At 64.5% G+C, this 17090-nt stretch carries 14 protein-coding genes; 9 read left to right on the top strand and 5 right to left on the bottom strand.

The features are described from left to right. The first annotated feature begins 38 nt into the window (after positions 1-38). Positions 39-1073 (top strand): aldo/keto reductase, encoded by a 1035-nt coding sequence (locus FJ938_RS23505; protein ID WP_140697881.1) that lies wholly within the window; start codon positions 39-41, stop codon positions 1071-1073. Between the two features lie 183 nt (positions 1074-1256). Here the strand turns inward: FJ938_RS23505 and FJ938_RS23500 are convergent, their stop codons facing one another. Continuing rightward, on the bottom strand, positions 1257-1529 hold the full coding sequence (locus tag FJ938_RS23500; protein WP_140697878.1) for an usg protein: 273 nt from the start codon (positions 1527-1529) through the stop codon (positions 1257-1259). A gap of 304 nt (positions 1530-1833) precedes the next feature. Here FJ938_RS23500 and acs point away from each other — a divergent pair, with 304 nt between their 5' ends. From acs to FJ938_RS23485, 3 genes are all read left to right on the top strand, one after another. Further along, a complete protein-coding gene (gene acs, locus FJ938_RS23495) occupies positions 1834-3789 on the top strand; it encodes an acetate--CoA ligase (protein ID WP_140697875.1) in 1956 nt (651 codons plus the stop codon). An 8-nt stretch (positions 3790-3797) separates the two neighbouring features. Further along, on the top strand, positions 3798-4538 hold the full coding sequence (locus tag FJ938_RS23490) for an MOSC domain-containing protein (protein WP_140697873.1): 741 nt from the start codon (positions 3798-3800) through the stop codon (positions 4536-4538). A 150-nt stretch (positions 4539-4688) separates the two neighbouring features. Next, a complete protein-coding gene (locus FJ938_RS23485) occupies positions 4689-5507 on the top strand; it encodes a sugar phosphate isomerase/epimerase family protein (protein WP_140697871.1) in 819 nt (272 codons plus the stop codon). Positions 5508-5535: 28 nt separating this feature from the next. On the opposite strand, the gene FJ938_RS23480 is transcribed toward FJ938_RS23485, so the two are convergent. Together FJ938_RS23480 and FJ938_RS23475 are read right to left on the bottom strand one after the other, a co-directional pair. Continuing rightward, positions 5536-6804 (bottom strand): cyclopropane-fatty-acyl-phospholipid synthase family protein, encoded by a 1269-nt coding sequence (locus FJ938_RS23480; protein WP_140697868.1) that lies wholly within the window; start codon positions 6802-6804, stop codon positions 5536-5538. 580 nt (positions 6805-7384) lie between these two features. Continuing rightward, positions 7385-8254: a transglutaminase family protein gene (locus FJ938_RS23475; RefSeq protein ID WP_140697865.1), complete on the bottom strand. Its 870-nt coding sequence runs from the start codon at positions 8252-8254 to the stop codon at positions 7385-7387. Between the two features lie 166 nt (positions 8255-8420). Between FJ938_RS23475 and FJ938_RS23470 the strand changes: the two genes are divergently transcribed. After that, positions 8421-9086, top strand: coding sequence for an HAD-IA family hydrolase (locus tag FJ938_RS23470; protein ID WP_140697862.1), 666 nt, complete (start codon positions 8421-8423; stop codon positions 9084-9086). Positions 9087-9094: 8 nt separating this feature from the next. Here FJ938_RS23470 and FJ938_RS23465 read toward each other — a convergent pair whose 3' ends face one another. Next, the gene (locus tag FJ938_RS23465) at positions 9095-9319 is read right to left on the bottom strand and encodes a DUF1674 domain-containing protein (RefSeq protein ID WP_140612188.1); all 225 of its coding nucleotides are present in this window, start codon (positions 9317-9319) and stop codon (positions 9095-9097) included. A 105-nt stretch (positions 9320-9424) separates the two neighbouring features. Here FJ938_RS23465 and htpX point away from each other — a divergent pair, with 105 nt between their 5' ends. The 4 genes from htpX (at position 9425) to purH (ending at position 15392) form a co-directional block, all read left to right on the top strand. Then, complete coding sequence (gene htpX / locus FJ938_RS23460) at positions 9425-10441, top strand: zinc metalloprotease HtpX (RefSeq protein ID WP_140697859.1); 1017 nt, start codon at positions 9425-9427, stop codon at positions 10439-10441. Then, positions 10399-11823 (top strand): RsmB/NOP family class I SAM-dependent RNA methyltransferase, encoded by a 1425-nt coding sequence (locus tag FJ938_RS23455; RefSeq protein WP_140697856.1) that lies wholly within the window; start codon positions 10399-10401, stop codon positions 11821-11823. Before htpX ends, FJ938_RS23455 begins: the two co-directional genes overlap by 43 nt. Positions 11824-11958: 135 nt before the next feature. Continuing rightward, positions 11959-13683, top strand: coding sequence for a heparinase II/III family protein (locus FJ938_RS23450; protein ID WP_140697853.1), 1725 nt, complete (start codon positions 11959-11961; stop codon positions 13681-13683). Between the two features lie 92 nt (positions 13684-13775). Next, positions 13776-15392, top strand: a complete 1617-nt coding sequence (purH, locus tag FJ938_RS23445) for a bifunctional phosphoribosylaminoimidazolecarboxamide formyltransferase/IMP cyclohydrolase (protein ID WP_140697850.1) — start codon at positions 13776-13778, stop codon at positions 15390-15392. A 146-nt stretch (positions 15393-15538) separates the two neighbouring features. Here the strand turns inward: purH and FJ938_RS23440 are convergent, their stop codons facing one another. Continuing rightward, positions 15539-16915, bottom strand: coding sequence for an MFS transporter (locus FJ938_RS23440; protein WP_140697847.1), 1377 nt, complete (start codon positions 16913-16915; stop codon positions 15539-15541). Positions 16916-17090 lie beyond the last annotated feature (175 nt).

The following is a 17090-nucleotide window of genomic DNA, read 5'->3' as shown; positions in this document are numbered from 1 at the left end:
CTTTCGACGTCTCTCCCTACAGCATAAGGAGCAAGAAAATGGACTATCGACGTCTCGGCGCATCGGGCCTGAAGGTGCCGGCGCTTTCGTTCGGCGCGGGAACTTTTGGCGGCTCCGGGCCACTGTTCGGCGCCTGGGGCAACAGCGATGCCAGGGAAGCGCGGCGGCTTATCGACATCTGCTTGGACGCCGGTGTCAACCTGTTCGACAGCGCCGACGTCTATTCGAACGGCGCGTCGGAGCAAGTGCTCGGCGAAGCCATCAAGGGCCGCCGCGATGCGGTGCTGATCTCAACCAAGACCTCGCTGCCGACGGGCGACGGCCCGGCCGATTATGGCTCCTCGCGCTCGCGGCTGGTCAGATCGGTCGACGCCGCGCTGAAGCGCCTCGGCACCGACTACATCGACCTGTTGCAACTGCACGCTTTCGATGCAGGCACGCCGATCGAGGAGGTGCTGTCGACGCTCGACGACCTCGTGCGCGCCGGCAAACTGCGCTATGTCGGCGTCTCCAATTTCTCCGGCTGGCAAGTGATGAAGTCGCTTGGGCTCGCCGACAGGCACGGCTACCCGCGCTACGTCGCGCATCAGGTCTATTATTCGCTGCTTGGCCGCGACTATGAATGGGAGCTGATGCCGCTTGGACTCGACCAGGACGTCGGTGCGCTGGTGTGGAGCCCGCTCGGCTGGGGCCGCCTGACCGGCAAGATCCGCCGTGGCCAACCTCTGCCGGAAAAGAGCCGGCTGCACGATACGGCGAGCTTCGGCCCGCCTGTCGAGGATGAACATCTGTATAAAGTGGTCGACGCGCTCGATGCCGTTGCCGCGGAGACCGGCAAGACCGTGCCGCAGATCGCCATCAATTGGCTGCTGCAGCGCCCGACCGTGTCATCCGTCATCATCGGCGCCCGCAACGAGGAGCAATTGCGCCAAAACCTCGGTGCCATCGGCTGGACGCTGACGCCGGAGCAGATGAAGAAGCTTGATGCGGCCAGCGAGGTCACCACACCCTATCCGTATTTCCCTTACCGGCGTCAGGAAGGATTTGCCCGGCTCAATCCGCCGACGGTGTGACCGTCAGCACTGAAGCCGCTAATCTCCCCCCTTGAGGGGGAGATGTCCGGTAGGACAGAGGGGGTCGTCTCACGTAGATCTCGGCACAATCCGGCGTCGCTGTCGGCGTTGGTGCTCCACGCGCGGCGACCCCCTCTGTCGCCTTCGGCGACACCTCCCCCTCAAGAGGGGAGATTACCTCGTTCAATGCAGCACGAACTCACCATCCAGCTTGCGCCATTCGTTCGGCGCGATCAGCTTCTGGTGCGTGTAGACCACCGAATGCAGCGGCCCGTCGAGCCTCGCTCTCCAGAACTCGATGAACTTGATCAGTACCGGAAATTGCGGAGCGATATCGTAGTCCTGCCAGATGAAGCTCTGCAACAGGTGCGGGTGGTCGGGGAAGTGATAGAGAATCTTGGCCGTGGTCAGGCCGTAGCCCTTGAGCATTAGGTCCATTTCGCCATGGTCGCGCATCGCAGTCCTCAGGTTGATTCTCCTTCCTCCCAACGCTGGATTGTGCGCGTGGTTGCTTAACTGTCTATTGATTTTCGTAGACCATGACGGCCTTTTCCTCCACGAAAGCATGTGCTTAGCAGCGATGCTCCGGGAGTGCTGACAGCGTTTTGCGCAGCCGCTGCGGCATCGCGCCACGCGAATCCAACGTCTAATGTTGCCGTCTTCGCGGAACTGTTAATAATGCGCGCGAATTCGCGGCCGCTTCGCCGCGATCCCGCTGGCCGCCAAGCCAGCGGTTTGGTTTCGGGAGGAAAGCGAACACATGTCCGAGGCAAAGATCCATCGCGTCCAGCCGGCGTGGAAGAAGAACGCGCTGATCGACAACGACACCTATCTCAAATGGTATGGCGACAGCGTCAAGAACCCGGACAAGTTCTGGGGCAAGCACGGCAAGCGCATCGACTGGTTCAAGCCCTTCACCAAAGTCAAGAACACCTCCTTCGACGGCAAGGTCTCGATCAAGTGGTTCGAGGACGGGCTGACCAACGTCTCCTACAACTGCATCGACCGCCACCTGAAGAAGCGCGGCAACCAGACCGCCATCATCTGGGAAGGCGACAACCCCTACGACGACAAGAAGATCACCTACAACGAGCTTTACGAGCATGTCTGCCGGCTCGCCAACGTGATGAAGAAGCACGGCGTCAGGAAGGGCGACCGCGTCACCATCTACATGCCGATGATCCCGGAAGCCGCCTATGCGATGCTGGCCTGCACCCGGCTGGGCGCCATCCATTCGATCGTCTTCGGCGGCTTTTCGCCGGACGCGCTGGCCGGCCGCATCGTCGACTGCGAATCGACCTTCGTCATCACCGCCGACGAGGGCCTGCGCGGCGGCAAGCCGATCCCGTTGAAGGAGAACACCGACAAGGCGATCGACATCGCTGCCAAGCACGATGTGACAGTGAACAACGTAATCGTCGTGCGCCGCACCGGCGGCAAGATCGGCTGGGCGCCGGGCCGCGACCGCTGGTACCACGACGAGATCGCGACGGTTAAGCCCGACTGCAAGCCGGAAAAGATGAAGGCGGAGGACCCGCTGTTCATCCTCTACACCTCCGGCTCGACCGGCAAGCCGAAGGGCGTGCTGCACACCACCGCCGGCTATCTCGTGTATGCCTCGATGACGCACCAATATGTCTTCGATTACCATGACGGCGACATCTACTGGTGCACCGCCGATGTCGGCTGGGTCACCGGCCACAGCTACATCGTCTATGGACCGCTCGCCAATGGCGCCACCACGTTGATGTTCGAGGGCGTGCCCAACTATCCCTCGCAGTCCCGCTTCTGGGAGGTCATCGACAAGCACAAGGTCAACATCTTCTACACCGCGCCGACGGCGCTACGTGCGTTGATGGGCGCCGGCGACGATCCGGTGAAGAAGACCTCACGCAAGTCGCTGCGCGTGCTTGGCTCGGTCGGCGAGCCGATCAATCCGGAAGCCTGGGAGTGGTATTTCAACGTCGTCGGCAACGGCAAGGTGCCGATCGTCGATACATGGTGGCAGACCGAGACCGGCGGCATCCTGATCACGCCGCTGCCCGGCGCCACCGACCTCAAGGCAGGCTCGGCGACCCGGCCCTTCTTCGGCGTCAAGCCGCAGCTGGTCGACGGCGAAGGCAAGGTGCTGGAAGGAGCCGCCGACGGCAACCTCTGCATCACCGATTCCTGGCCCGGCCAGATGCGCACCGTCTATGGCGACCACGACCGCTTCGTGCAGACCTATTTTTCCACCTACAAGGGAAAATACTTCACCGGTGACGGCTGTCGCCGCGACGCCGACGGCTATTACTGGATCACCGGCCGCGTCGACGACGTCATCAACGTCTCCGGTCACCGCATGGGCACGGCCGAGGTCGAATCGGCGCTGGTCAGCCATGAGAAGGTCTCGGAGGCCGCCGTCGTCGGCTACCCGCACGACATCAAGGGCCAGGGCATCTACAGCTACGTCACCTTGATGAAGGGCATTGAGCCTACCGAAGAGTTGCGCAAGGATCTCATCGCCCATGTCCGCAAGGAGATCGGCGCCATCGCCTCGCCCGACAAGATCCAGTTCGCGCCGGGCTTGCCCAAGACACGCTCGGGTAAGATCATGCGCCGCATCCTGCGCAAGATCGCCGAGGACGATTTTGCCGCCCTTGGCGACACCTCGACGCTCGCCGATCCGGCCGTCGTCGACGATCTCGTCGCCAACCGGCAGAACAGGAAAGGCTGAGACGAGCCATGGCCGCGATCGGCAGGGTTGCCGAACTCTGGCGCTATCCGGCGAGCTCGCTCGCCGGCGAACGCCTGCAAGCGATCGCGGTCGGCACCGACAGCATCGACGGCGACCGCATGTTCGGTCTGGTCGATGCCGCCGACAACGAGATCGCCCGGCCCGACCGCGAGGCGAAATGGCACAAGGTGCCGCGCATCCGCGCCCGGCTGACCGGTGACCGCAAGCTCGAGATCGCCATTCCCGGCGGCGACTGGCTGGCGGCACCGGGCACGGAAAGCGATGCTGCCGTTTCGGCCTATCTCGGCTTCGCGGCCTCGATCCGGCCGTTCGGCCCGCAGAACGCGCCGCCCGCCTACACCGGTCCGCTCACGCAAGCGCGCTACAACAAGGCGCCCATCCATCTTTTGACCACGGCTTCGCTGGCGCGCCTGAAGGCGCTGCATCCGGAAGGAACGCCAGATGCGCGCCGCTTCCGCCCCAACGTCGTCGTCGACATGGCGGCGGTCGAAGGCTCATTTCCGGAGACGGAGTGGATCGGCCGCAAGCTTGCGATCGGCGATCTGCTCTTGACCATCTCCGAGCCCTGCCGCCGTTGCGGCTTCACCATCATTGCCCAGGATGGCTTCGACTACGATCCCGGCATCCTGCGCAACCTGGTCCGCCACAACGCCCACAATCTGGGCGTCTACTGCACGGTCGACCAGCCGGCCAGCGTCGAGATCGGCGCGACGATGCGGTTCGTCTAGCTGGCGGCATGGTCTCCGCAGGCGTTGCGCCGTCGAAAATCTCGTCGCGCAGCCTGTAATACGCGTGACAGAAAACGGCGCCATACAGGGCCCGGCGCGACCCCACCTTGTCGCTTTCGCCAATTTCAAATCCCACCGATCGGAGTACCGATGACTTCCCTGCCCATCCTTGGCGCCGCCATGACCCTGGACGACCTCGAAATCCATCGCGCCTGGCTTCTCGAAAAGCAGCGCGACCTGGAATTGCAGAGCTTCACCAACGCCGATGTTCTCAACGGCGACTGGGCACCGCTCGCCGCCCGCGCCAAAAAGCTCCTCGACGGCCACCAGGGACGGCTCGGGATTCACGGGCCTTTCTGGGGCTTCGTCATCGCCTCGCAGGATCCCGATATTCGCGCCGTGGTCAGCAAACGTCTGATGCAAGGTCTTGATGTCTGCGCCCAAATCGGCGCGACGCAGATGGTCGTCCACAGCCCCTACACGACATGGTCCTACAACAATCTCGACAACAATCCCGGCGAGCGCGAGAAGATCGTCGAATATTGCCACCTGACGCTGAGCGAAGCCGTCAGGCGGGCCGAAGAGATCGGCTGCACCATGGTTCTCGAGAACATCGAGGACAGGGATCCGCATATCCGGGTTGCTTTGGCCGAAAGCTACAAGTCCCCTGCCGTCGCCGTGTCGATCGACACCGGCCACGCCTATTATGCCCATGGTTCGACAGGTGCGCCGCCGGTCGACTACTATGTGCACGCCGCCGGCAACCGCCTGCAGCATGTCCATCTGCAGGACGCCGACGGCTACGCCGATCGTCACTGGAGCCTCGGTGAGGGCACGATCCAGTGGCGTTCGGTGTTCGCCGCGCTCGCGAAACTCGAAAGCAATCCGCGTCTCATCATCGAGATCAAGGACAAGGCCAAGATCCCGGCGTCGGCGGCCTATATCGCTTCGCTCGGCATCGCCGAGTGAGAGGGCGGCGGGCGCCCAGGCGGCGCCGTTACCGATAAAGATCCGCCCGCGTCGGCGGCAGGCCGCTCGGCCCGCGTACACGCTTGGTGGCGACGGTCTGGAAAATCTGCGCCGAGGCACGCTCGAAGGTGATGGAGCATCCGGTGAGATAGAGCAGCCAAAGCCTTGCCCTGGCCTCCCCCACCTCGGCAATGGCCTCATCGAACCGCGCATGCAGGCGCTCGGCCCATAGCCTGCAGGTGCGGGCGTAGTGCTCACGCAGATTCTCGACGTCGTAGACGAGGAAGCTATGCGCTTCGAGATTGCCGAGCGTCATGCCAATCGTGTCGAGCTCGCCGCCCGGGAAGATGTACTTGATCAGCGCCTTGTATTCCGGCCCTTTGCGCAAGGTCTTCTTCAGGTTGCCCTTGCTGCGCCGCGTGATGGCGTGGTGCAGGTAGATACCGCCCGGCTTCAACAAGCGGTGGACGGTCGAGAAATAGGCGGCATGGTTGGCGAGGCCCAGATGCTCGAACATGCCGATCGACGATATCTTGTCGAAAGTGCCGGAGAGCTCGGCATAGGATTTGATCTCGATGGTGATGCGGTCCTCAAGCCCCTCGGCGCGGATGCGCTCGCGCGCCAGCTTCGTCTGCTCTTCGGACAGCGACACGCCATGACCGACGACGCCGTAGTGCTTCGCCGCGTGGATCAGCATCGCCCCCCAGCCGCAGCCGATGTCGAGCAGGCTTTCGCCCGGCTTCAGCCGGAGCTTGCGGCAGATGTGATCGAGCTTGTCGATCTGCGCCTGGTCTATGCTGTTGGCAAAATCCGTGAAGTAGCCGCAGCTGTAGACCATGCGCTCGTCGAGAAAGAGCCGGTAGAAAGCATTCGATATGTCGTAATGATGCTGGATCGCCTCCTTGTTCGACCCGCTGACATAAGGGTTGCGACCGGACAAATCGGTCCGCGCCGTCATCTGCTTTCGCGAAAACAGCACGGCCGGCAGGTCCCGCAGAATCGCCAGCTTCGGCAGTGATCTGAGTTTTGCCTTCAACTTGCCTTGCGAAGGCAGGGCGTAGAAGTCGAACAGCGAGCCATCCTCGACGTCGACCGCCTTGGATATCCACATCTCCACCAGTGTCGAAAAGCTGGGGCGCCGGACCATCTGCCAGACAATATCCTGGTCGTTGATGGCAAGCACGGGCCCCGTCGCCGGGCCGATCCGCTCACCGGTCCACAGCCTGACCGCGAAACCAGGCTTCAGCGTCTCGACGACACGTCGCACGATCCGTGCGGCTCTGTCGGCAGCGTCCATCTCCACCTCCCATGCATCGAATATCGCCCTGATCCCGAATTGCACTGTCGTCCAATCGGTCCGCGGACCGCAATCCCTATCTGTTGCGCAAAAACATCGCGCCAGACGATTTCCCGGGCGGGGCTCGGCCATTCCGTTGCGGCACCTTGCCATTTGCTGCGACGCACCCCATCATTAGGGCGTGTTCAACAAATCGAAAGGAGGTGATCCGATGTCGAGTGATTTCGTTTTCCAGAACGTGGCCTCAGCGGATTGCACTTTCGGGAAGCAGTCTTCCCGTTAAGGCGCGAGATGCGCGGCGGGTGACCCGAAGGGGTTGCCGCCACAGGCCGCGCCACGGACGGAAACACGGAAGGCCGCCGGCTTCGCACGAAGCGGCGGCCTTTTCCTTTTGGGGCCTGTTGCAAGCTGCCCGGTTCAGCACACTCTAATGGCAAGAGCCCTGTCGCAGGCATCTGTCTCGATCACGCGCCTGGTCCTATCTGGTCAGCGCCGGAGCGGAGCGTGCTTAAATACGTGAGCACCGGAGGCGCAGGAAGCTGCCGTTTGCAGGCCTGCATCACCTGAATATCGACGCCCCTTAGGCCAGCATCTGCGCGCTGACCGTCCTGTCGATGCGGTGATTGGGCGGATTGAACAGCCTGCCTTCCTGTTCATAGGTCCAGACCTTGAACAGGGTCAGCCGGTGCGGGCCGAAGCTGTGCAGCAGAGGCACGTCCGTGGCGTCGCGCCCGCGCGCGATGACGACGCGGCCGATCCTGGGCCGATTGTGGCGCGGATCGAACGTGTACCACTTGCCGTCGAGGAACACTTCCATCCAGGCCGAGAAGTCCATCGGCGCCGGATCGGCTGGCACGCCGATATCGCCGAGATAGCCGTTCACATAGCGCGCCGGAATGTTCATGCAGCGGCAGAGCGTGATCGCCAGATGGGCGAAGTCGCGGCACACCCCGACCCGTTCCTCATGCGCCTGCGTCGCCGTGCGGGTCGACCGCGCGTAGCCATAGCCGAACGACAGACGGTTGTGGACATAGTCGACGATCGCCTGCACCCGCGCCCAGCCGGGTGGAAGATGGCCGAACCGTTGCCAGGCGAGATCGCTCAAATGATCGGTCTCGCAGTAGCGGCTGCCGAGGAGATAACCGAGCACCTCGTCGGGCAATTCGGCCACCGGCATTTCCCTGGCCAGCGTGTTGACCTCGTCCGGCTCGCCGCTGTCCTCGACCACCGCGTCGTAGAGGATGCGAAAGATGCCGGCAGGCGCGGTGAAGCGGCGGCAGCCATTGCCGTGCAAATCCTGGTAGAGCCTGGTCGGCACCGAGGGCGAGGTCAGCACGCGCGTTTGCCGCTTGATGTCGGCCTGCCTGTCCTTGTGGATCTCGAGCAATGAAATCACGGGAGTGGCCTCGGCGCATTCAATGGCGATCTCGTAGCCGAGGCGGATCAGCATGGGCGTCGTCCCTTGGGTCGCATGGTGGGGATGTGGGATTGCAACGTCGGACGGTGGCGGTGGTTCCCCGCATTGCCGCGAAATATGCCTGTGCGCCTTCCATGTCCGCGCCTGGACGTTACGGTTGCGCCCTCCCCTCGACGCCCCCCGGATTTCAAGGAAAATCATGTTTGCTGGCAGAAAATTCGCCGCCTTCCTCTTCGACATGGACGGCACACTCATCAATTCCATTGCGTCGGCGGAGCGGGTGTGGAGCGATTGGGCGCGCCGACAGGGCCTCGACGTCACCGCCTTCCTGCCGACGATCCATGGCGTGCGGGCGATCGAGACCATCACCGGCCTTGCCCTCCCAGGCATTGATCCGGCGCATGAGGCGGATCTGCTGCTGAAGGCCGAGGCCGCCGATCTGGACGGCATTGTCCCGATCGCCGGCGCAGTGGCGTTCCTCAATTTGCTACCGCGCGAAAGCTGGGCGATCGTGACCTCCGCGCCACGCGAACTGGCGCTGCTGCGGATGAAGGCCGCCGGCATTCCGGTTCCCGCCATCCTCGTCGCCGCGGAAAATGTTTCGCGTGGCAAGCCGGCGCCGGACTGCTTCCTGCTGGGTGCCGAACGGCTCGGCGTCGATGCGCGCGACTGCCTTGTGTTCGAGGATGCTCCGGCCGGCATCGCGGCGGCCGAGGCTGCGGATGCCGCGGTCATGGTGATCAACGCCACGCACCGGCATCCCATGGCAACGCGGCACGCGTCGATCGCAGGCTACGACACGATCGGCATCACCATCGACGAACGCGGCTGGATCGCACTTGAGGCGCAGCGCAGCGCCGCCTAGGCCGGTTTCTAGAAGTCGCTGGTCAGGCCCTTGACCTCCCAGTCGCCGTAGCGGCCAGGTTCCTTGCCGCCGCGGCCGCCGATCTCCTTCGGCATGGCGGCTTCCTTCTTGCGATAATCCTGACGCCGCGCCTCGGCTTCGGCCAGCGCGCGGCGGGCGGCGGGCGTCAACTCCTTTGGCAGCGCGCCGTCATCCGAGCCGGCGGCCGGCGTTTTACTGGTCTCGTCGTTCATGGATATTTCCAAGCGGATTGAAACAGGGGCAGGCGTTTCCCATCATATAGCGATGAGCCTAGGACTATCGACCCCCTTTCATCACCAGCCTGACAGGAGCAGACGATGAACACTTTGCGCACCGCGATGCTTCTGGCCGCCATGACGGCCCTGTTCATGGGAGTCGGCTTCCTGATCGGCGGTTCGGGCGGCATGATGATCGCTTTGCTGATCGCCGCCGGCACCAATCTGTTCAGCTATTGGAATGCCGACAAGATGGTGCTGTCGATGAACCATGCCGTCGAGGTCGACGAGAAGAACGCGCCGGAATATTACGCCATTGTCCAGGCCCTGGCCAAGCAGGCCGGCCTGCCGATGCCCAGGACCTATCTGATCGATAGCCCGCAGCCGAATGCGTTTGCCACCGGCCGCAACCCGCAGAACGCGGCGGTCGCGGCCTCCACCGGCCTGCTGGAGCGGCTGACCCACGAAGAGATCGCCGCCGTGATGGCGCACGAACTCGCCCATGTCCAGCATCGCGACACGCTGACCATGACCATCGTAGCGACGTTTGCAGGCGCCATCTCGATGCTGGGCAATTTCGCCTTCTTCCTCGGCGGCAATCGCGACAACAACAATCCTTTCGGCTTTGTCGGCGTCCTGGCGGCGATGATCGTGGCGCCCTTCGCGGCCATGATCGTGCAGATGGCGGTGAGCCGCACCCGCGAATACGAAGCCGACCGGCGCGGCGCCGAAATCTGTGGACACCCGCTGTGGCTGGCCTCCGCGCTTGACAAGATCGCCCGCGGGGCCGAGCGCATTCCCAACTCCGATGCCGAGCGCAACCCGGCGATGGCGCATCTCTTCATCATCAACCCCCTGCATGGCGAGCGCATGGACAGTCTGTTCTCCACCCACCCGAGCACCGAGAACCGCATCGCCGCCTTGCAGGCCATGGCGCGCGAAATGGGCGACGGCGCATCCCAGGCCACAGAGCGCCAGGCGCCGGCGCAGGCCGACGAGCAGCAGCAAGCCGGACCGTGGGGCAAGCGGGCCACGCCAGAACCGGCTACGGAGCCAAGCCCGGGGAAATCCAATCCATGGGGTCGCAATCCGACCGGGCCCAAGGGCCGGTGGTCGTGAGCGTGGCGGGCAGACCTCGACGCACCGTTTCAGGCGATCAGGAACACAATGCCGGCGGCGAATTCGTTGCCGGCCTCGCCGCGCGCAAGGCGGCGGCGCGGCTGCTTGCCGCCGTCATCGACGCCAGGACGCCGCTAGACGGGCTGACCGATCACGAGAACGGCCACCCGCAATACAAGGCGCTCGATTTGCGTGACCGAGGCCTGGTGCGCGCTATCCTTGTCACGGCGCTACGCTATCGCATGACCATATCAGGACTGCTGGCGCGCCGCTTGGAGAAGCCGCTGCCGCCAAACGCCACCGCGCTGTCGCACATCTTGAATGTAGCGGCGGCGCAGATCCTGTTCCTCGATATTCCAGACAGCGCAGCCGTCGACCTCGCGGTGACGCACGCCAAGTCCGATCCGCGCACACAGCGCTTTTCCGGCCTGGTGAATGGCGTTCTGCGTACCCTGGCGCGCGCCAAGGAAACCGAATTGCCGGCCGCTCTCGCCGCCACCGACGAAGCACCGAAATGGTTTTCCGACCGTCTGAAGGCCGCCTATGGCGTGGACAAGGCCAGGCAGATCCTCGCGGCCCACCGCTACGAGGCGCCCGTCGATTTCACGGTCAAGGCCGAGCCCGAACCCTGGGCCGAAAAGCTCGGCGGTATCGTCCTGCCGACCGGCACGGTGCGGGTGGAAAAACTCAGCGCATCCGTCACCGAACTGCCCGGCTTCGAAGCAGGCGCATGGTGGGTTCAGGATGCCGCCGCCAGCCTGCCCGCGCGGCTGTTCGGCGATGTCGCCGGCCTCAGCGTCGCCGATCTCTGCGCCGCGCCCGGCGGCAAGACCGCGCAGTTGATCCTCGCCGGCGCCAGGGTCACCGCGGTCGACACCTCGAAGAACCGGCTGGCGCGGCTAGCGCAGAATCTCGACCGTCTCGGGCTCACCGCCGATAAAGTCCAGGCGGACCTGCTCAACTACGAGCCGAGGGAATTGTTCGACGCCGTGCTGCTCGACGCGCCCTGCTCCTCGACCGGCACGGTGCGCCGGCACCCCGACGTGCCCTGGACCAAAACCACAGCCGACGTCGAAAAGCTCGCCGACCTGCAGCGCAGGCTGCTCGCCCGCGCCGTCACTTTGGTGAAACCGGGCGGCAGGATCGTCTTTTCCAACTGTTCGCTCGACCCGCTCGAAGGCGAGGAGCTCTATCGCGCCTTCCTCAAGGAGACGCCGACAGTCGTCGACGATCCGCTGCGGCAGGGCGAGATCGCCGGCATCGATTCGTTCCTGACGGCGCAAGGCACGCTGCGCACAACGCCCGCCGATCTCGATCTCGGCGCGCCGGAGCGCTCGGGCCTGGATGGTTTCTTCGCCGCGCGCATGCGTAGAGCCGGCTAATGCATTTTGCTGACTTTTTTACGGAGAGCCTGGGTAAAACCGGGTGACCCGCAGCCGTTCCCGGGAATTCGCCTTCGCACGTCTCGTTCAATCATGTAAACTCGTGCTTGGGGTTGAGGACGACCAGGAGGGCTTTTGGCACTTGCTGCCGGCAACACGACGCGTCTGTGGACGCTGGTCGCGAAGGAGTTCTGGCGCAAGACGCGTCGACGCCTGCGCGCCGGGCCGGTCTATCGCTGGCGCTATTCCGGCCGCACGCCGGAACGTGTTCTGATCGCGCCACCGGACCTGCGCCTCGCCGACCCGCAGATCGCGCTTGAGATCTATTACGGCCGCTATCCCTTGTCCGGGCATCTGGTCGAGACCGGCGGCAAGTCGCCGTTCCAGATCAACGTGCCCAATCACGGCTGGCAGAAGACTTTGCATGGCTTTCGCTGGCTGCGCCACATGCGGGCCGCCGGCACCGAGCTTGCCGCCGCCAATGCCCGCGCCCTGGTTTCCGACTGGATCGCCATGCATGGCAGCCATATTGCCGGAGTTGCCTGGGAGCCCGGGACGGCGGCCAAGCGCATCATCGCCTGGCTGCAACATTCTTCCGTCGTGCTGCAGGGTGCCGAGTTTCCCTTCTATCGCGCCTTCCTGAAATCGCTGGCCATGCAGATCCGCTATCTCAGGTCGATGGCGCGCGAAATGCCCGACGGCAAGGATCGGCTGCGTGCCCGCATCGCACTGGCCTTCGCGGCACTCTCGCTGCCGGCGCCGGCCTCGGCGCTGCGCGGCGCCACCCGCAACCTCGCCGAGGAACTCAACCGCCAGATTCTCGCCGATGGCGGCCATATCTCACGCAATCCGATGACGGTGCTGGAAATCCTCGCCGATCTCTTGCCGCTGCGCCAGACCTACGCCAACCAGGCGGAAGCCCCGCCGCAGGCGCTGATCGGCGCCATCGACCGCATGCTGCCGGCGCTGCGCTTCTTCCGCCATCAGGATGGCAGCCTCGCCCGCTTCAACGGCATGGGCGCCACCATCCACGACCGCATCGCCACCATCCTTCGTCACGACGACACCGCCGGCGCGCCGCTGCTGCATGCACCGCATTCGGGCTATGAGCGCCTGTCGATGGGCGGCACCACCGTCATTGCCGACACTGGCCTGCCGCCGCCGGTCGACGTGTCCAACGCGGCACACGCCGGCTGTCTTGCCTTCGAATTGTCGTCCGGCCGCCAGCACTTCATCGTCAATGCGGGCATCGATACCTATGGCGCCGCCGAGTTCCGGCCTTTGGCGCGCGCCACCGCCGCGCACTCCACCGCCACCATCAACGACACCTCGTCGGCTCGCTTCAGCCATTCGCTGCGGGTGAACGACCTGCTCGGTTCGCCGCTGATTGGCGGCCCGCAGCTTGTGCATTGCAAGCGCACCGACCAGAAGGGCGTTCATGGCTTCATCGCCCGCCATGACGGCTATGTCCAGCGTTTCGGCTTCCTGCATGAGCGCGAGCTGAAGCTGTCGTCGAACGGCGATGTGCTGTCCGGCAGGGATCGGTTCCAGCGGCCCGGCAATGCCGCGATCCGCAACAATGGCCGCGACTTCATCACCGTGCGCTTCCATGTCCATCCCGACATCAACCTGCTGCAGGACGAGCACGACCGCCTGGTGCTGGCCGCCGACCAGGCCGACACCTGGGTGTTCACGTCAAGCGAAGTGGCGCCCGAAGTCGAGGAATCGATCTATTTCGCCGGTCTTGGCGGGCCGCGCCGAAGCCGGCAGATCGTGCTCGCCTTCAAGGCCTCGGACGTGTCCGAGATCCACTGGCAGCTGACGCGCACCCGCATCGCCGGCTACGCTGAAAACAACTGACCGCGCTGGCCGCCACTGAGCTTGGCGCTTGATTTCCTGATGTCATATGCTAGGGCGCGGGCTTGCCCCTCCAGCCGTGAAAGGCCGCGCCCATGGCCATCGCCGCCAAGAACATCCCCGCGCCGGACCTCGTTCCCGTCCGCCGCGCTTTGCTCTCCGTCTTCGACAAGACCGGCCTGATCGACTTCGCCAGGGCATTGGCTGCGGCCGGTGTAGAACTGGTCTCGACCGGAGGCACCGCCAAGGCGATTGCCGAGGCCGGCATGGCGGTGCGCGACGTCTCCGAACTCACCGGCTTTCCCGAGATCATGGACGGCCGCGTCAAGACCTTGCATCCTTCCGTTCACGGCGCGCTGCTTGGCGTGCGCGACGACCCCGAGCACGCGGCGGCGATGCGCAAATACAGAATCGAGCCGATCGACCTCGTCGTCTCTAATCTCTATCCGTTCGAGGAGGTCCGCCGCTCCGGCGCCGACTATGCCGCGATCGTCGAGAACATCGACATTGGCGGCCCGGCGATGATCCGCGCCTCGGCCAAGAACCACGCCTATGTCGCCATCGTCACCGATCCCAGCGATTACGCCTCGGTGCTGAACGCGCTGGAAATGAACATCGGCTCGCTGTCGCTGGATTTCCGCAAGAAGCTGGCGGCCAAGGCCTTTGCCCGCACCGCCACCTATGACGCGGCGATCTCCGGCTGGTTCGCCGAGGCGCTGGAGATCGAGCATCCGACATGGCGCGCCTTCGGCGGCAGGCTGGCCGAGGTGATGCGCTACGGCGAGAACCCGCACCAGGTCGCCGGCTTCTATGTCAATGGCGACAAGCGGCCGGGCGTCGCCACGGCGCGCCAGTTGCAGGGTAAGCAGCTCTCCTACAACAATATCAACGACACCGACGCGGCCTTCGAACTGGCCGGCGAATTCGACCCGGCACGGTCCGCCGCAGTGGCGATCATCAAGCATGCCAACCCTTGCGGTGTCGCCGAGAGCGCGTCGCTGAGGGCAGCCTATGCCAAGGCGCTGGCCTGCGATCCGGTCTCCGCCTTTGGCGGCATCGTCGCCATGAATCGCGCCCTTGATGCCGAAGCCGCCGAGGAGATCGTGAAAACCTTCACCGAGGTGATCATCGCGCCCGATGCGACCGACGAGGCGGCGGCGATCGTCGCGGCGAAGAAGAACCTGCGCCTGCTGGTCACCGGCGGCCTGCCGGATCCGCGCGCGGCGGGCACGATGGTCAAGTCCGTAGCCGGCGGCCTGCTCGTCCAGGGCCGCGACAATGCCGTCGTCGACGACCTCGATCTGAAGGTGGTGACCAGGCGCGCGCCGACCCCGGCCGAAATGGCCGACCTCAAATTCGCCTTCCGCGTCGCCAAGCACGTCAAGTCGAACGCCATCGTCTATGCCAGGGACGGCGCCACGGTCGGCATCGGCGCCGGCCAGATGAGCCGGGTCGATTCTTCACGCATCGCCGCCCGCAAGGCGCTCGACGCGGCGGAAACGGCAGGTCTTTCGGAGCCGCTGACCAGGGGCTCGGTCGTCGCTTCGGACGCGTTCTTCCCCTTCGCCGATGGCTTGCTGTCGGCCATCGAAGCCGGCGCCACCGCCGTCATCCAGCCCGGTGGCTCGATGCGCGACGACGACGTCATCGCCGCCGCCGACGAACACGGCATCGCCATGGTGTTTACGGGCGTGCGGCATTTCAGGCATTGAGCGCCTTGCCCTCCCCCTTGTGGGGAGGGTCGGCGAACGATTTTGCGAAGCAAAACTCGTGAGACGGGGTGGGGCAGCGCCGACCCCACCCCGCTCCGCTTCGCGGATCGACCCTCCCCACAAGGGCCCACAAGGGGAGGGTAAACTCACCCCGCCGGCCGATCCGCCGGATACGGCGTCCTCACCAGGATCGCCATGCCGATGCCGAGGAACAGGATGATCACCGCCATGCCGAGCCGCGCCGAACCGCTGAGCGCGGTGATGGTCGCCACCAGAAACGGCGCCAGGAAACTGGTCGCCCGGCCGGCCAGCGCGTAAATGCCGAAATAGCGGCCGGATTCCGCCGCCGTGACGCTGCGCGCCATGTAGGAACGCGACGACGCCTGCACCGGTCCGAAAGCCAGGCCGATCAACAGGCCGTACAGGATATAAGCTTTCTCAGCCGCCGTGCCGAACAGGCCGCCTGAATCGGTTGTCGAGAGCGGTATCAGGCCGAGCAGGGTGAAGCCCGGCCCCGTCGAGATGATACCGATGGTGGCGACCGACAGCATCACCAGCGCGATCATCACCACCGCCTTGGAGCCGAGCGCGGTATCCAGCCGCGCCGCGATCCAGCAGCCGAAAATGGCGACGATATTGAGGATGATGCCGAACATGCCGATCTCGGTGATCGACCAGTGGAACATGCCCGCAGCGAACGTGCCGCCGAGCGCCAGCAGCGCGTTGACGCCGTCCTGATAGATCATCCGTGCGACGAGGAAGCGGAAGATGCCGCCGCGCCGGCGCACCTCGGCCAGCGTCGATTTCAGCTCCGACAGGCCCTCGCGCACCGCCGGCCCGATGGGGATGCCCTTGATGGCATCAGGCGTGAAGAAGAACATCGGCAGGATGAACAGGAAGTACCAGCCGGCCGACAGCGGCCCGGTGGCGCGGGCATCTTCGCCCAGATGCGGATCGAGCCCGAACAGCGGGGTGAGGCCGATGATGGTCTTGCCGGTCTCGGGCGAACCAGCCAGGCATGTCACCACGAAGATCAGCGCGATCATGCCGCCGAGATAGCCAAGGCCCCAGGCCGTGTTGGAGATGCGGCCTATCTCGCTCTTCGGCACCAGGCGCGGCATCATCGAATCATTGAACACGGTGGAGAATTCCGCCGCGACCGACGCCAGCGAGAACAGTGCCACGATCAGGAACAGGTTCGAGCCGGGCGCGGCGAACCAGAGCAAGCTAAGGCTGGTGATCTTGACGGCGGCGAAGAAGGCGATCCACGGTTTACGCGGCCCTGTCTGGTCGGCGATAGAACCAAGAATGGGCGATAGAACCGCGATCACCAGCCCGGCCGCGGCGATGCCGTAGCCCCAGACCGCCTGGCCGGTGTTGGGGTCGGCAGCCATGCGCGAGACGAAATAGGGACCGAAGATGAAGGTGGTGACGACCGTGAAGAACGGCTGCGCCGCCCAGTCGAAGAACATCCATCCCCAGATGCCGCGCCCGGACGCCCGCTGCATTGTCTCTACCGCCATCCTGACTCCCCTGGCACCCGCTCGGCCCGTGTCGGGCGCCATGTCTGCATGTTTCCGATGCTCATGCAAATGACAAGCGTCGCGCTGCCCCTCATCGCCCTGCCGGTGTCCAGCCGATAGATGGGTAACACTTTGAACCGGATAGATAGGTAACAGTTTTCTCCCTCATGATGGG

The sequence above is a fragment of the Mesorhizobium sp. B2-4-14 genome (assembly GCF_006442155.1).
Taxonomy (GTDB): Bacteria; Pseudomonadota; Alphaproteobacteria; order Rhizobiales; family Rhizobiaceae; genus Mesorhizobium.
This window is presented reverse-complemented; position numbering and strand designations above follow the sequence as displayed.